Below are 15,541 nucleotides of genomic sequence, written 5' to 3' on the forward strand. Positions count from 1 at the left end.
TCAGCGTCCACCAGAGGGACCCAGCGACCTAAGAGGGACATTGGTCCGCCAGGTTTCCTCGGCCTCGTAATTGACGCACGCTTGCCTACATTACCTCGCCAGTCGAGAACCCGGAGCGTCCATGTCCCTGTCCCAAGATCGAGCCACATTGATCCGGCTTAACAAGCAGCTCGGGGACCTGAGGTCCAAGGAGGCTGGCGAAGTCAAAAAAATCGCCGACGCACAGAAGAAGATCGACAACGCCCAGAGGTCTGCACAACGGACTTCCTCGTCCAGCATGGCCAAAACATACATGTCGACAGCCAGTCGGGAGGCGCAGAAGCTCCAGACCGCCCAGGCCAATCAGAGCCGGATCGCAAATCAGGCGGCCTCTAAGACGCAGGAGATCGGGAAGCTGCAGGAACGGATCAGCCGAGAGGAAGAGCGCGAGCGGAAGAAGGACATGGCAGCCGAGGACAGACGGAGGCGCGAGGATACTGCCCGTCAGAAGCGGTCGGAGGAGGCTGCAGCGGCGAACACTCAAGCTCTGCAGCAGCGGATCGCAGACCTTGAGGCCCAAGTGTCGCAGTTTATAGAGGCGGAGGCTGGGAATGCCCCACGGTTCTCTCCGGTTGCACCTCCGGGCGAAAGCGACGCGTACGACGTATTCATCTCGCATGCTTGGGAAGACAAGGATGACTTCGTTCGCGAGCTCGCCGAGAAGGCAACAGCGGCTGGCCTCCGGGTCTGGTACGACGAGTTCGCCATGAAGTGGGGTGACAGCTTACGCCAGAAGATCGACGAGGGTCTAAGTGGCTCATACTTCGGTGTAGCGGTCCTCTCCCCGAGCTTCTTCGCAAAGCAATGGACCGGCTACGAACTGGATGGACTGGTCGAACGGGCCCTAAGTGGCGAGGGCCGACTGTTGCCTATCTGGCACCGACTGACAAAAGACGATGTCGCCAAGGCCGCCCCATCATTGGCCAACCGCCTGGCCCTCAGCACGAGCTTAATGTCCGTCGATGAGATTGTGCGGGAGCTCGTGAACCTTCGTGACATCTATAAGACGAAGTCCGATGATCCCAGTGGCGGCGATCAGGGCGAGCCGTGAACATTCGCGTTTCTGGCCCCACCCTATGATCAAGGTTTGGTTCGGTCTCGTGCTCGCTGAAGCTGCAGCCCACGCCGAACTTCGGCTTCCGAGAACCCCTCCTTCCTGAGCGCGTCCGCGAGTAGGGCATAACGATCACACTGCAGGGCCAACTCGTACCGAGCGATTGCCGCTTCACGCGCCCTTCTGCTGCCACGACGGGCTGCCTTGAAGGACTTCTTTTTGCCCCCGTGACCGTTGCTGTAGCCGTACCAATCCCAGTCTCTCGGCCCGAATACAGTTGAGCCTCCGCTGTATCCGCCTTTTCCCATGTCACCCCGCAGCGTTTGATGTTGCAGTGGGCGAGCATACTGGCGGTCTCTTAAGGGCGAGTAATCATTCGGTGATGCGCCTGGTCGTCTACTTGTAGGTTGTGGACCACCCACCAATGGCCTCCTTGGGATGGGCCACAAGAACCATTGACGGCGTTGTGATCCTAGCCCATAAATATTGGTATCTTTTGGACCAATTGAGGCCACCCATGACCCATCACGTCGCCTACTTCCGTGTCAGCACCCACGACCAGTCTGTGGAGGCCCAGAGGGAGGCCTTGGGCCGCACGTTCGACGAGGAGTTCGTTGACGAGGGCGTCAGCGGTGGGACGCTGGCAGCCGACAGGCCTGGCTTCGGTCGCCTCCTGGCCCATGTTCGTAAGGGCGACACCCTCCACGTCTTCTCGATCGACCGCCTGGGCCGTGATGCTCTCGACGTGCAGGCGACGGTGAAGCGCCTCATCGACAAGGGCGTTACGGTCGACGTCAGGGGCCTCGGACCCATCGCGGGTGACGCAGGCAAGATCATCGTCGCCGTCCTGGCCCAGATGGCGGAAATCGAGCGCAACCGGATCAGGGAGCGATGCGATGCTGGGCGAGAGGCTGCCAGGGCCTCCCTGAAGGCCACTGGACGCACGCACAGGGGCAAGGTGAGCCTCGGGCGCCCGATGGCGGCTGACGCCTCTCAGGTGGCCTCTTGGAGACAGGCACAGGGCGCGAGCATCAGCCAAACCGCAGCCCACTTCGGCATTAGTCCCACCAGCGTCAAACGGTACTGCGGCCAACACGCAACCTCCTGATCACCCCATAAATAATCGGCGGACAACTTCCTCCGGATCGCGCTCTGGTGGCTCCATTCGAGCCTTCTGGGCGCTATCGGCGAGTGGCGTTGACCCCATCTCCGGGAAAGCCGTGACGGCACCCGCAGAGACACCCAGGAGTACCTATGGCTTTCGCCGCCAGCCGCCAGTCCGCCCAGGCCTTTCGGACCAAAGCCTACCCCTTGGTCATGTGGGGAGGCGCCCGGTCGTCTGAGGCAAAGGGCCTCGTCGAGCATTTGATGCAGGCCTTCATTGTTCCGGCCAAGGCAACAGTCGACAAGGAGGGTGTAGTACGAGAGCCTCGTCCCTCCAGTGTCCAGGCCATGCGGACGGCGACGGGTGCCTTGCTCGCGGACCTCTTCGACTTTCACAGAGGTCCACGGGCCAATGCGCAGCCCCGGCAGGGGTATCACGGAATGTCCAGGTCCAACTTCGTCAAGAAGGACCTCGGTTTCGCTTACGACATCTTCCGGGACGCGGTCGTGCCACTCGTGTCGAACGGCCTTCTACTACAGACCGATGGCCAAGCCGTATATCGACGCGTGGCCGGGCGCTTCGAGGTCATCGGTGGATCGAAGACCTGCTTCGGGCTGGCGGACAGTATGATTGAGCTCGCATCTCAGCACGGCGTGACAATCGACGCCTGGGGAGCGAATTGGACCTGCTTCACCGAGGGTCGCGTTCAGCCGAGTTCAGATACCCCGCGTCTGGCCCTTAGGAAAACGAGGGAACGGAAGGGGCGCACGAAGCAGCCTACGGAAGTCGTCTTGTTCGATGAGACCTCCCCGGTGCCCAAAGGGCTCCTGGACGATGTCGAGCGCATCAACAGCTACCTGAGCACCCAGAGGATCTCCGGCGTCGCCTTCCCTGGTCTCCGCCGCATCTTCAACAATGGGGACACAACTGACTACGCCTGGAACAAGGGCGGCAGGTACTACTCGCTGCGGGGCGGGCACCGATACGAAGCGTGGAGCGCCGAACGCCGCCGCGAAAGCATCATGATAAACGGGGAGGCGGTGACCGAGGTCGACCTGCGAGCATCCCATATTACACTCCTCCATGCCCTCCTGGGGCAGCCTTTCGACGCCAATGTCGACCCCTACAAGTTTTCAGATTGGCCTCGAGCGGTCATCAAGGCTTGGGTATCGCAGGCCATCGGCGGGTCCAACTCCCGGCCCTTCCAGTGGTCGGACGATGCCGAGGATGCTTACGAGGACGAGAGACCAGGACGCTGGCTGCAGGATGAGTTCGCTATTCGCGAAGTAGGTGCCGTTGTGATCGACCGCCACCCGACCCTTCTCCACCTTGAGACCTGCGGGATCGACACGCTCGACCTGCAGTATCACGAGGCGGAAATCTTGCGATCTGCAATGGAAACGCTCATGTTCCAGAGGGACATCGCGGTCCTGCCGGTGCATGACGCACTGATCGTGCCGCTGTCGGGCGCTGAAGTAGCCAAAAGGGTCCTAGAGAAAGCCTTCCTGTCCTATGTGGAGGGTGTGGTGGGGCGCCCCTCTACAGCGATCCCGAGGGTGACCCTGAAGAAACCGAAGGGGACCTAATAGGACCTAAGGTGACCAGGGATGTGGTCTACACCACCACCTAAGCCTCAGGCCCCTTCAGGCCCGAAAGAAGCGAACAGGCGCGGACAGTAATATAGTACGAAAAGTCCCCTCGCTGTCCGAAGCCAAACCAACAGGCCGTTATCCGCTAGACGCCAATAAGGTGATTGCGTAATATCACCCTATCACCAACGGCTCCGGGTGCCCTGACGGCATCACGCGCTCATGAAGGAGCGCCGAGCCATGGCCGACTATCGAACCTCAAGCCCTCGCCTTGCCCTCTTGGGCGCTGCCAGCCTCGTCTTGAGTGCCTGCAGTTCACCTGCGCCGGTACAACCCACCCGCTACGACGACCTCCAGACAGGCCGTTTCGTCATCGTTTGGTTAACGGGCACGCAGGAAGCGATCCAGCTCGACACTGCATCAGGCAAGACCTGGAGGCTGACCTGGAGCACCGACGAGGACGGCAACACCACCCCATCTGGCTGGACTACACTCGATGGCAAGGATTTCCCGGTACGATGACCGTCATGATCCTCGACCCCTGGGCCCTTCCTGCCGCATACCATTCGGTCATCGTGAAGCGCGATGCGGTCACGCAGAGGTACGCAGGCGGGGTCGAAGCCTTTGAGCGGTCCTTCAGGCCTGCCAAGAAGAACGGCGCCCTGTTCCTTCTCCACTACCTGTCCAAGGCAGAAGTCGATGCAGCCTTGGCCACGCTCCAACGCGCTGGACTGGAAACGGGCGTCGACGTGGGTGCGACCGAAGCTCATCGTGGGCCGCGCCTGGAATGCTCGGGCCTCACATTCAGAAGCGAAGGAGAAGGGGGCGACGCCCAATGGTGGGTCAACACTTCACCGAAGGAGACCGTGTCCAACAAGCCCCGGCGCGTTATCGGCTCCCTAATCCACTACATTTACGAAGACGATGAGGTGGAAGGTTACTTCGACCCACCATGTTGGCTGGTCGTGTCTAACTCGGACCAGGAGTGCCATCCAATGATGAGCCGCGAGCACACGATCCGGGTCGACTATGTCGAAGCTCTTCTGGCCGCTCATGGAGACATCAGCAGCCCGACCGGCAGTCACACGATCGAGGTCGATGATGAGACGCTGGAACAGATCAGGTCGGGCGACTTCGTAGTCCTCAGAGGACGCCAAGTCGAAGATGATGACGAAGGCGTTCGGTCCATCAACTGGTACTTCAACGAGCGAGCTCTAGGCGCCGTCACCATTTTCTCTGACTTCGGCGACCAGACTGAACCCGAAGCGGTCAAGGCCGTTACAGTCTGGATCGACGATGTCGAATGGACAAAGCCGTCCGGCTACTTCGAATAATCAGGCCGCCCCTGGCGCCCCACCCGAATACCGCTGCAGCACGAAGTCCCATACTTGGGCTACCTTGGCGTCCCACAGCTCCTGTGGATAGGGCTCTTCGGGCAGAGTGTTGAGGCCCATCCTGATGGCCGTCCAGACGGCCCCACGGGTCTCCTGGGCCTTCACCCAGTCCACAGCATCGACGAGCTCGTGAAGCTTCTCCAGGAGCTCTCGGGCCACAGACTTCACCGCGACCTCGTCAGCCTTGGACAGCTTGGGCTCCGGCGTCGTCAGCATGTCGAAGATCGCCAGCTCTTCGTCTGACAGTCCCTCTCGCGCCGCCCGCTGCTGCTCTTCGTTCAAGCCCTTCACGAACTTCTGCAGCTCGCCGAACAGCGTCTCGACGTCGATCGACCCCGCGTTGTACTCGGCAACCAACTTCTCCAGCCGCTCGACCAGCTCGATGCGGGTGGGATTGGCCTCGGCCATCTTTCGGGCCTGTTCCTCGGCCTCTTCCCTCAGGCGCTCGGTTGTCACCTTGGGGCTCTTCTCGAACAGCTTCGCCAATGCCTCAAAGTCGATGCCCGACAGGTCCACGCGGCCTTCAGCAGTGTCCCCCTCGACCATCGGGGTCACGATCGCCACGCCTTCCAGCTTCTCATCGATGATCTGCGCGATACGCTCGGAGATGGCCGAGATGTCGACCGGCCCCACCTTGGCCCTGACGCACTCCGCCAGGCCGTGGATGGCCGCCACAGGGCTGAGGAAAGGAACGGCCCGCTCATCAGGCAGGATCGCCTTGTAGGCCCTCGTGACGGCACCAGCCAGGCGAAGGAACTCACGTCGGCGGTCATCAGGAGCCACCAGGACCTCAAGGCCCGCCTGGAGGACCTTCAGGCGTTCCAGCCCCTTCACTGCCATGATCGCGTCTACATCGACACCCTTTGGCTCCACGAAAGCCCGAGCACGTCGCAACGCCTCTTCAAGGTCCTCGACCAGCGCCCCCTTGTCCTCGATCGGCGTCTTGCCTTTCTCACCGCCGCCGCCAGCCGCATAGACCGACAGGGCCTTCTGGAGGTTCGAGAACACACCGACGTAGTCGACGATCACACCCGATGTCTTGCCCTCGGCCTTGCGATTGGCGCGAGCGATCGTCTGCATCAGCGTGTGGTTCTTCATCGGCTTGTCGAGGTAGACGGTACCGATCGATGGCACGTCGAAGCCCGTGATCCACATGGCGCACACGAACACCAGGCGCAGCGGGTCCTCGGCCTTCTTGAACTTGGCCTCCAGGTCCTCCTTCAGCATCCGCTCCCGGTGAGGAAGGATGTCGAGGCCCTTCTGCCGTAGGTCGTCGACCTCGTTCTGGCCCTGGCTGACCACCACCGCCATGTCGAGTTCACGCAGCCAGACGAGCCGCTCGGCGATCGCCGCACCTTCGGCCTCATGCGCGGTCTTCAGCTTCTCCTCGTCCTCGGCGATCAGCCTGGCGACCGAAGCCTTGACGCGGTCGTACATGGCGACGGCGGTGGCCTTGTCGATCGCCACGAACATTGCCTTCCCGCGATACCCGCGCTGGGCGAAGTGGAGCGCCACATCGTCGGCCACCTTGTCGAGCCTGTCGGGCGCAGTGATGAGCGTGTACTGTCGGGCGAACTGGCGCTGGAGCTTCTTCTCCTGCTCCTCGTCGAGCGCCGCCTCATCCAACAACTGGTCCAGCTCGTCACGCAGCTCATCCGCGTCCATTTGCAGCTCGGGCTTGCGAGCCTCGTAGAACAGCGGGACGGTCGCGCCATCCTTCACCGACTGGGCGAAGTCGTAGACGGAGATGTAGTCGCCAAAGACCTCGCGGGTCTTGCTCTCTTCGCCCTGGATCAGCGGGGTGCCCGTGAAGCCAATAAAGGAGGCATTGGGCAGGGCCTTGCGCATATTGGCCGCGAGCTGGTCGTACTGGCTCCTGTGGGCCTCGTCGGTCATTACGATGATGTCGGACCGCTCGGACAGCACCGGCATGACCTCCTGGTCCGTGGTGCCGAACTTGTGGATCAGGGTGAAGACATACCGCTCGTTCCCAGCCAGCAGCTCCCTCAGGTGCGCTCGGCTGCCTGCCTGGGCTTGGTGGATGTCCTTGGTCAGAGCTCCGACCGATGCGAACTGGCCTGCGATTTGATCGTCGAGCTCGGTCCGATCGGTAACGACCACGAAGGTGTAGTTACCTCCCAGCCGCCGCAGGACCTTCTCGGCGAACATCACCATCGACAGGCTCTTGCCGGAACCCTGGGTGTGCCAGAAGACCCCCAGGCGTCCCTTGTTGTCCTCAATGTGCCGCACGGCCTCGATCGCTCTGTTTACCCCCAGGACTTGGTGGTACTTGCCGATCACCTTGCGCAGGCCGCCTTTGGCATCGTCGAAGAGCACGAAGTTCTCGATCAGGTCGAGGAAGCGGCTGGGCTCGCAAGTGGCCCGCAGCATTGTCTCCAGGCCGGGGTCCTCGACGCCGCCCTCCTCCAACCGCTTCCATGGAGCATACCATTGAAACGCCGCGTGGCTCGCCCCCATGACCGCCTCCAGGCCATTGGAGAGCAGCACAAAACCGTTGGCATCGAACAGGCGGGGGACGGTGTCCTTGTAGTCCCTGAGGTTCTTCTCGTAGGCATCGGCCAATGGACTGGTAGGCGCCTTCCACTCAGCGAAGAGCAACGGCAGCCCGTTGACGAAGCCGATCGTGTCCGGACGCCGCTTATGGAGCACGCCCTCGATCCAGACCTGGCTAGCCACGGTGAAGTCATTCGCTTCGGGGTTCTTCCAGTCGATCACGCGGACCAGAAGGCCCTCGAACTGGCCGTCGTCTTCCCGACGCACCTGGACCGGGACGCCGTCCACGAGCAGTCCCAGGACCTCTCGGTTCGCATGCACCGGCACCATGCCCGTACGGTCGCGTGTGAGCACCTCTTCGGCCTGCTGCAGGGCTTCCTGGGGTAGGTCGGAATTGAGCTTCCTGAGGGCTTCCTGGAGCCTTGCAGGTAGGTATGTCTGGCGGAAGCTCGTACGCCCGGTCGGGTTGGTAGCACCTGGCCGCTCCTCCATCAGATTGACGTGCGCCCAGCCGAGTTCCTGCAGCAGCTCCAGAGCAGGCTGCTCGACGATGCCATCCTCAGAGGCGACGAGACCGGAAAGCGACGGGGGCATCAGGCGTCTTCAGGCTCTTCGGCATCGCCATCAGCACCCTCGAAGTCGCTGAACGCCATCGCATGGGGCCGGAACACCCGTTGAAACAGCTCCAGCTTCTCGACGACCCAGGCATGCTGGCGGGCCCAGTCGACTTCGTTAGTTGGGTCCGCCCCCTCGAACTGCAGCACGATCCGGCACATCTTCTTGCCGTCGAGCCGTTGCCAGTCGAGTGGTTGCCCTATGGCTGTCTCGATTTGCTCGCGCTGGCTGGCTAACTCGTCGAACCAGAGCTTGCCTGGAGGCCCCCGGAACGCGAACTCCACCCACACGGACTTGCGCGACGAGTTCACACATGCGGAAATCCACGTCCCGGAACGCCCGATGGCGTAGTTCGCATAGTGCCTTGGCCGCGCCTTACGGGGCCGAACGGGGCTCTTGGTCTCCAGCAGGATCGAGCGGACCGACTGCCAGTATCGATGCTGCTGCTCCTTCAGGTCGGACACCTGTGTCGCCGCTGCGCCCTGCGCTACCTCTCGGACCCACTCGTTCGGCTCGGCGACGATGTTGAGCTGCGGCGCCATGTCCGAATTTCCGATCTGCCAGAGCTCAATTTCCAGCCCGAAGAACTCGAACTTCTCGCTGGTGATGTCGTTGAGCCAGTCGAGGGCTGCACGGTGCTCATCGCTGAAGGTCTCGGCGACCCAGACAATCGTGGCCGCGTCCAGGCCAGCCGCATAGGTCAGAAGCTGCCCCAGGTGCCTGTGATCCGTCTTCTCCAGTTGGTTTTCGATAAGGACCCAGTGGTCATCGGTGGTGTCGGTACGCTTCGCCAGGATGTCGGCCTTGAAGGGCCCCACGAACTTCTCCGTAGCTTCCACCTCCAGATCCATGTCGAGGGTGTCCTGCAGGAGCTCCAGACCCTCCTCGGATGCCAGCCAAGGCGTGAAGTGCGAGGCCTCGTTCGGCCATGCAGCCCGCAAGTTCACCCGCTCGACCTTGCCCAGCTTGACGATCATGCAGCGAGCTCCAGGTCACGCTCGGCAGCCTCGACCGAGAGCTGGCCGGAGATGAGCCGTGGGAGCAAGAGGTCTCGGGAGGCTGCGAGGCCTTCATTTTGCTGCTCGATCGTTCGGATGCACTCGAAATTGGTGAAAGCGATCCGTTCGAACTGATCCATCAGAGGTTGAGGTGCAGCAGGCAGCTTGATCCCGTGTACATGGTTTCGGTTGAGTGTGGGCACTGCTGATCCGCTACTGTGCTTGGCGAGGTCCATGTGCCGCAACAATAGAAGGGCATAGGCTGGACCTGCCTTGCGGAATTCGCGCACGTAGAGCGCAGTGTTCAACGGCCAGTAGTCATCCATCACCAAATGGACCTGCCCAATGGTACCGGATCGACCGGTGACGATGCCAGGCCCGGCAACCTTCGCCTCGTTGTGACCGCCATGATAGCCACTAGCAGAGAAGACCGGTACGCCGCCCTCGACCCTCTTGGACTTCGGCAAGTCGAAGCCACGCTGAAGAACCAAGAAGTCCTCCAAAGGTGCATGCGCCCATCCCTCCGGCAGCGGGCCGTCTGGGGTGTCGACGATCGGCACGCTCTCGTGGCCAGGGAAGCGGAAGCGGACGAACCATTCCTCGAAGATCCCCCGCGCCATCTCCTCCAGCACCGCCACTCGGCGCCGGTAACCTCGATCAGGTCGTCATACGCCCCCAGGATCGCCGCGATGCGCCGTTGGGTGTCGAGAGGGGGAAGAGGGACTTCAAGGTTGGAAAGGATGCCCTGGTTGAGGTTGTTGATGTTTGTCCCGCCTCCCTGGTTGGACATTCGCCGCCTGATACTGTCGCTCCGCACCAAGTATGCGAAATAGCGAGGGTCAGCCCTGACGTCCTTGAAACGCAATCGGATGGTAAACCCGGAGTGGGACGTAGGCTTCGGAGGCGCCTCACGGACCAAAAGTGATCTACCGATAAGCTCGCGATTGCCATTCGACCGAACGAAAAGAATGTCGCCCGCTTTGAGCAGGTCGCTGTCCGATTTGACAACCGTTTGCGTGACTTCATCGAGCCCCGAATACTCTACAAACAACCTGTCCTGGAACTCGGGGATGCCAACGACAGCCACACCTGGCCCACGATCTGATGCGTTGAAGTTCAGGCCGTTTCGGAAGTCAGCCAATTCCCCCATACGGACGGTTGACCACGCGGTCATGCTACCAGCACCTCAGCGACATTCCGCCCGATCAACTCCTGCAGGCGCGTCGCCTCGGCGTTTAGTCCCTCGAGTTCCTCCTGCAGGGCCTCCAGTCGCTCCTTGAAGTCCTCGTCATCGGGCTCCTCGCCAGGCGCCACGCCCACATAGCGGCCAGGGTTCAGGCTCCAGTCGTGCGCGGCAATTTCGGTGCGGCTAGCAACCTTGCAGAGGCCTGGGATATCCTTGTAGCCCTCGTCACCAAAGGTCTCAGTCATCTGCTGGCCGCTACCTGCATCCAGCTCTTCATCCTGCCCACGCCACAGGCGCACGATGTTGCCTAGGAACTCGATCTGGTCCGGGGTGTACTCGCGATGCGCACGGGTCACCTGGCGGAAGATGTGTCGGGCGTCGATAAAGAGCACCTGGTCGGCCCGCTCACCTTTCGCTTTTGCTTTGTCGAGGAACCACAAGGTCACCGGCAGGGTCACTGTGAAAAACATGTTGGGGGACGTCGAGATGATCACATCCACCGCTCCGCTCTCCACCAGCTTGCGGCGCATGTCCCGCTCTTTGTCGGAAGCCGAGTTCGCCATGACAAAGCCCGCTCGGCCTGTTTCGTTCAGGGCGGCATTGAAGAGCCCGATCCACAGGTAGTTGGCATTGTTCTCGCGAGGTATGCCCAGTGAAAATCTCGCATCCACTTCGTCCGCCTCAGTCACCAGACGGTCCCGATCGACCTCGGACTGATTGAAAGGCGGGTTGGCCATGACGAAGTCGAACTTCCCTACCATGCCCAGCGGGTCTTCGTAGTAGCTATTGGCCACCCTGATATCGCCAGAGAGCCCGTGGACCGCCAGGTTCAGGCGGCACAGCTTCTGAGTGTCCGACATCTTTTCGGTGCCGTAGATGCCGATTTCGCGCATCGGGCTCTTGTGATGGCGCTTCACGAACTCCGCTGAGTGCACGAACATGCCGCCCGAGCCGCAGGCGGGGTCGAAGATTTTCCCGTGGTACGGCTCCAGCACCTCCACGATCAGTTTCACGATCGAGGCCGGAGTGAAATACTCGCCGCCTTTCTGCATGAAGGACGAGGCGAACTCGCCCATGAAGTACTCGAAAATGAGGCCGAATGCGTCCCCGTCGATGTCGAGCGGCTGGAGGAGCCTCAGGAGCTCCTTCAGGACCCCTTGAGGCAGCGATCCGTAGCCCTTGGGCATCACACCAGCGAGGTCGGGGTTGTGCTCTGAGATGGCCTCCATTGCCGCGTTCAGCGCCTTGGCGAGGTCTTCGGTCTCCGGCAGGCCTAGGAGGTAGGAGAAGCGGGCGTGCTCAGGTAGGAAGACTGCCCCGAGGCCATGGTAGTCCTGCGGGGTCGGCTTCAGGCGCCCCGTAAAGGTCTTCGACAGTTCTTCATGGACCAGGTCGAACTTCGCCTCCATCTGCCTGAGGGCGATCAGGGCCAGCACGGGCTGGGCATACTGGTCGGGCCTGAGGTCGGTGTTGGTCCACAACTGGTCCGCCGTCGCGAACAGGCGGCGCGTGAGGTCCTGAAGGTCTACTGGCACATTTCCCCCTGGGACGCGGACGCGCCCTGAATGTCGAAGTTGAACTTACACCGCATTCGCTGGCGCCTCGCAAGACCCCGATCGCTCCGAAGAAGTCGAGGTCACGACGATCGGCGTATCCACATTGAAGCGCGGTATTTTCCCGATCGCTTCTGCAAGAGCCACCAATGGCGGCTTCCCGTATCGTCTACCGGTCGTCGCAGGGGCGTGCCCTTGGATAGCGTCCGCAACCCGCTCCTCAATCCCAGCAGTGTACGAAAGCGACTTGAAGGTGTGCCGCCAGGCATGGTTTGGCTTGATACCCTTGTCAGTGATGCCCACCTCGTCTCGCACCCATTTCGCCAAACGCTCACCGACCTTCTTGAAATGCCGATTGCTCTCGACGTCGACCCGCTGGCGACCAGGTTCGTAAAACAGCGGCCCCTCCGGCTGGCTCAGTACCATAGCGACGAAACCCTGTTCAATTAGGTGTTCGTGGATGGGGACGATACGAGCTTCGTTGGTCTTCACCCTTCCCGCTTCTGGCGTGATGCGGACTGTCCAGATGTCCCCGATCTGCTTCACATCCTCGCGTCGCAACTGACTGAACTCGTTCACGCGAGCCCCAGTATAGGCACATAGCCAGGGTATCCATCGACGAGCGCGAACATAGCAATCGGACATCTTCGCTGCCGGAGACATGAGGCTGGCCTTCAGTATCGCCTCGGCTTCTGCCGCAGTGAAGTCAGGGTCACGCAATCGGGCTTTCTTAGGCACATCAACAACGACGTCTGCCGCCACATTGGTCGACAGGGCCCGTTCCTGCACCGCCCAACCCAAGGCAGCCCTAACCGATGTGATGTACTTGTCGCGCACCGTGGAAGGGTCTCGCCGTGCACCCCGCTTCGTAGGCTCCTGTAACAAAACGTCACGCCAGGCACGGAGGTCGTCAGAAGATATTCGAGTGGCGTCATCGTGACCTACAAACTCCACCAGACGCTTTATGTACCGACGCCATTCATCACGCACGCCAGGCGTGAGACCCTTGGCCAGGGCGTATCGATCATAGATGTCGAGAAGGGACACACCCTCGTTAGGCTGCGACTTCTGCCGAGCAGGACCAGGCTGCCTTTCGGGTTCCGAGGGCGTCAGGATCTCATCTCCATCCAGCCTGCGCAGCTTGTCTTGGCAGGCCTTGATCGCGGCATCGTTCAGAGCCAGACACAGCCGTTGCATGCCTTTATGGTCATTGGGATCGAGGAATGCATCGTCCACCTCGGCGAGCAATTGCGCCTCGTCTTCCCACAGCTCCACGATACCGTCTACGTCACCAATCGCCCGCCGGTCTCGATATACCGACAGCATGCCTTCGGTGGTCTCTCGGTTCTTGTCGGCCCAGCGTCTGCGAGGATCACCACGCCAGTTGAGCGCTCCGGCATCATGCTCCTGTGCGCGGTCACGCACGTTTGCGAACAGGCTACGCTCTTCAGGAGAGAAACGCGCCTCGTCGTCATCCTCCATAGCCTGCCGATAATAGATTTCGGCCAAGCGGGCGATCAGAAGGTGGTCGAGCGGGTCATGTGCGCCCGCCTGCCTCCTCCTGGCCTGGGCGAGGAGCTGGTCACATTCCGCACTCGCTGTCGCGTATCGCGTCAGGAACTCTGGATCGCTTTCGAACCCGAGGGAAACCTTGTGCTCCCGTTTCCCGCCACAGAAGGGCCGAAGGTCATCAGGGATCACTCGCCTGAAGCTGCGACGACCCGACGAGTGCTTGAGGATATGCATGATGTATAGGCCCACGTTTTGTACCTCCGCCATGTACCCTGGCGAGGATGAAGGGCCGGTAAATCTGCGGTTCCTGATGGAAATCAGGCGCTTGTGGGAAGTGTGGTGCCGCTTACAGGACTCGAACCTGTGACCCCCGCATTACGAATGCGATGCTCTACCAACTGAGCTAAAGCGGCCCAACACCGATGCCCCGTTACCCGCGAAGCGCGCGGGCGGCAAGACACCAGATGGAGGCCCGAGCCGGAATCGAACCGGCGTGCGCGGATTTGCAGTCCGCTGCGTCACCACTCCGCCATCGGGCCTCACCTGTGGTGCGAGGTAGCGCCCCTAGCGGCCTTTGTCCGATCTGGCAATCGGTCAAAACCGCCGGAGCGCAAAGTTTTATATCAGACGTTCATGCCCATGCTGCGGAACCAGCGCTTTACGTTGCGCGCGGCCTGCCGCAGGCGCTGCTCGTTCTCGACCATGGCGATGCGGACATAGCCTTCGCCCTGCTCGCCGTAACCCACGCCCGGCGCAACCGCGACTTCGGCATGAGTGAGGAGCTGTTTGGAAAATTCGAGGCTGCCCATTTCCTTCAATGCAGGGGGCAGCGGAGCCCATGCGAACATGGATGCGGGCGGCGAGGGGATATCCCAACCGGCACGGCCGAACGCTTCGACCATCACGTCGCGGCGCGCCTGATAGAGCTTGCGGTTTTTCTCGACGATGTCTTGCGGGCCGTTCAGCGCCGCGCAGGCCGCCGCCTGGATCGGGGTGAAGGCGCCGTAATCCAGATAGCTCTTCACCCGCGTCAGCGCCGCGATCAGGTCCTTGTTGCCGCAGGCAAAACCCATGCGCCATCCGGCCATCGAATAGGTCTTCGACATCGAGGTGAACTCGATCGCCACGTCCTTCGCGCCCAGCACTTCGAGGATCGAGCGGGTCGGCTTGCCGTCGTAATACAGTTCCGAATAGGCAAGGTCGGAGATGATCCAGACATTGTTCTCCTTCGCCCACGCGACCAGCCGCTCATAGAAAGCGAGGTCGACCGTCTCCGCCGTCGGGTTCGACGGATAATTGACGATCAGCACCGTCGGGCGCGGCACCGAATGGCGCATCGCATTGTCGAGCGCGGTCCAGTATTTCTCATCCGGCGTGGTCGGCACCTCGCGGATGGTCGCACCGGCAAGGATGAAGCCGAAAGTGTGGATCGGATAGCTGGGGTTGGGCGCCATGATGACATCGCCGGGCGCGGTGATCGCGGTGGCCAGGCTGGCCAGCCCCTCCTTCGATCCCATGGTGACGACGATCTCGCGCTCGGGATCCAGTTCCACGTTGAAGCGGCGGCCATAGTAGTTCGCCTGCGCGCGGCGAAGGCCGGGAATGCCCTTCGACTGCGAATAGCCATGGGCGTCGGCCTTGCGCGCCACCTCGCACAGCTTGTCGACGACATGCTGGGGCGGCGGCAGGTCGGGGTTGCCCATGCCGAGATCGATGATGTCCTGTCCCGCTCGCCGCGCCGCTGCCCGCATGTCGTTCACCTCGGCGATGACATATGGCGGTAGGCGCTTGATGCGGTAAAAGTCCTGGCTCATCTCTCTCTTGTCCATTGGCGTTGAATGTGCGGGGCCGTCTTAGCGCAACGCACAGGCTTCGCCCATGGTGCCAGAAAGCGCCCGCCGCAAGGCAAATCGCGTGCAATTGTTTCAATTCGCCTGCTGACGGTTGCCATTTTGCTGCGCGCGGCGCAGTAATCGCAATGG

Annotated in this window: 11 protein-coding genes, 2 tRNA genes and 1 pseudogene; 5 read left to right on the forward strand and 9 right to left on the reverse strand. The window is 61.5% G+C overall.

Annotation, left to right across the window (positions count from 1 at the left end):
• The first annotated feature begins 148 nt into the window (after window positions 1–148).
• From A9D13_RS09815 to A9D13_RS09835, 5 genes are all read left to right on the forward strand, one after another.
• Entirely contained in the window at window positions 149–1,090 is a 942-nt protein-coding gene (locus A9D13_RS09815; protein ID WP_172808141.1) for a toll/interleukin-1 receptor domain-containing protein, read from the forward strand.
• 520 nt (window positions 1,091–1,610) lie between these two features.
• Window positions 1,611–2,201: a recombinase family protein gene (locus tag A9D13_RS09820; RefSeq protein ID WP_066772911.1), complete on the forward strand. Its 591-nt coding sequence runs from the start codon at window positions 1,611–1,613 to the stop codon at window positions 2,199–2,201.
• Between the two features lie 146 nt (window positions 2,202–2,347).
• On the forward strand, window positions 2,348–3,784 hold the full coding sequence (locus A9D13_RS09825; protein ID WP_066772913.1) for a hypothetical protein: 1,437 nt from the start codon (window positions 2,348–2,350) through the stop codon (window positions 3,782–3,784).
• 243 nt (window positions 3,785–4,027) lie between these two features.
• Window positions 4,028–4,309 carry a YgdI/YgdR family lipoprotein gene (locus A9D13_RS09830; protein WP_156521988.1) on the forward strand — a complete coding sequence of 94 codons (282 nt, stop codon included), beginning with the start codon at window positions 4,028–4,030 and terminating at the stop codon, window positions 4,307–4,309.
• Window positions 4,306–5,121 carry a hypothetical protein gene (locus A9D13_RS09835; RefSeq protein ID WP_066772917.1) on the forward strand — a complete coding sequence of 272 codons (816 nt, stop codon included), beginning with the start codon at window positions 4,306–4,308 and terminating at the stop codon, window positions 5,119–5,121. The genes A9D13_RS09830 and A9D13_RS09835 overlap by 4 nt, the downstream gene beginning before the upstream one ends.
• Here the strand turns inward: A9D13_RS09835 and A9D13_RS09840 are convergent, their stop codons facing one another.
• The 9 genes and pseudogenes from A9D13_RS09840 to A9D13_RS09875 form a co-directional block, all read right to left on the reverse strand.
• Entirely contained in the window at window positions 5,122–8,289 is a 3,168-nt protein-coding gene (locus A9D13_RS09840; protein ID WP_066772919.1) for a type I restriction endonuclease subunit R, read from the reverse strand.
• On the reverse strand, window positions 8,289–9,287 hold the full coding sequence (locus A9D13_RS09845) for a DUF4268 domain-containing protein (RefSeq protein WP_066772921.1): 999 nt from the start codon (window positions 9,285–9,287) through the stop codon (window positions 8,289–8,291). The genes A9D13_RS09840 and A9D13_RS09845 overlap by 1 nt, the downstream gene beginning before the upstream one ends.
• Window positions 9,284–9,946, reverse strand: coding sequence for a restriction endonuclease subunit S (locus A9D13_RS21105; protein WP_066772923.1), 663 nt, complete (start codon window positions 9,944–9,946; stop codon window positions 9,284–9,286). The genes A9D13_RS09845 and A9D13_RS21105 overlap by 4 nt, the downstream gene beginning before the upstream one ends.
• A 20-nt stretch (window positions 9,947–9,966) precedes the next feature.
• Window positions 9,967–10,482 (reverse strand): annotated as a pseudogene (locus tag A9D13_RS21420) (restriction endonuclease subunit S); the annotation flags it as partial.
• Window positions 10,479–12,029, reverse strand: coding sequence for a type I restriction-modification system subunit M (locus A9D13_RS09855; RefSeq protein ID WP_082922258.1), 1,551 nt, complete (start codon window positions 12,027–12,029; stop codon window positions 10,479–10,481). The pseudogene A9D13_RS21420 and the gene A9D13_RS09855, both read right to left, overlap by 4 nt.
• 45 nt (window positions 12,030–12,074) lie before the next feature.
• Window positions 12,075–13,793 (reverse strand): tyrosine-type recombinase/integrase, encoded by a 1,719-nt coding sequence (locus tag A9D13_RS09860; protein WP_229665224.1) that lies wholly within the window; start codon window positions 13,791–13,793, stop codon window positions 12,075–12,077.
• 103 nt (window positions 13,794–13,896) lie between these two features.
• Window positions 13,897–13,972 (reverse strand) — tRNA-Thr (locus A9D13_RS09865).
• A 52-nt stretch (window positions 13,973–14,024) separates the two neighbouring features.
• Window positions 14,025–14,098 (reverse strand) — tRNA-Cys (locus A9D13_RS09870).
• An 84-nt stretch (window positions 14,099–14,182) separates the two neighbouring features.
• The gene (locus A9D13_RS09875) at window positions 14,183–15,373 is read right to left on the reverse strand and encodes an LL-diaminopimelate aminotransferase (RefSeq protein ID WP_066772927.1); all 1,191 of its coding nucleotides are present in this window, start codon (window positions 15,371–15,373) and stop codon (window positions 14,183–14,185) included.
• Between the last annotated feature and the right edge of the window lie 168 nt (window positions 15,374–15,541).

Origin of the sequence: Croceicoccus mobilis, assembly GCF_001661965.1 — a bacterium.
In the GTDB taxonomy this organism is placed as follows: domain Bacteria; phylum Pseudomonadota; class Alphaproteobacteria; order Sphingomonadales; family Sphingomonadaceae; genus Croceicoccus; species Croceicoccus mobilis.

Bases quoted from the DNA above. Each gene is read 5' to 3' on its own strand.
- A9D13_RS09820 (WP_066772911.1), top strand. From the start codon at position 1,611: ATGACCCATCACGTCGCCTACTTCCGTGTCAGCACCCACGACCAGTCT.
- A9D13_RS09825 (WP_066772913.1), top strand. From the start codon at position 2,348: ATGGCTTTCGCCGCCAGCCGCCAGTCCGCCCAGGCCTTTCGGACCAAA.
- A9D13_RS09830 (WP_156521988.1), top strand. From the start codon at position 4,028: ATGGCCGACTATCGAACCTCAAGCCCTCGCCTTGCCCTCTTGGGCGCT.
- A9D13_RS09835 (WP_066772917.1), top strand. From the start codon at position 4,306: ATGACCGTCATGATCCTCGACCCCTGGGCCCTTCCTGCCGCATACCAT.
- A9D13_RS09840 (WP_066772919.1), bottom strand. From the start codon at position 8,289: ATGCCCCCGTCGCTTTCCGGTCTCGTCGCCTCTGAGGATGGCATCGTC.
- A9D13_RS09845 (WP_066772921.1), bottom strand. From the start codon at position 9,287: ATGATCGTCAAGCTGGGCAAGGTCGAGCGGGTGAACTTGCGGGCTGCA.
- A9D13_RS09860 (WP_229665224.1), bottom strand. From the start codon at position 13,793: ATGCATATCCTCAAGCACTCGTCGGGTCGTCGCAGCTTCAGGCGAGTG.
- A9D13_RS09875 (WP_066772927.1), bottom strand. From the start codon at position 15,373: ATGAGCCAGGACTTTTACCGCATCAAGCGCCTACCGCCATATGTCATC.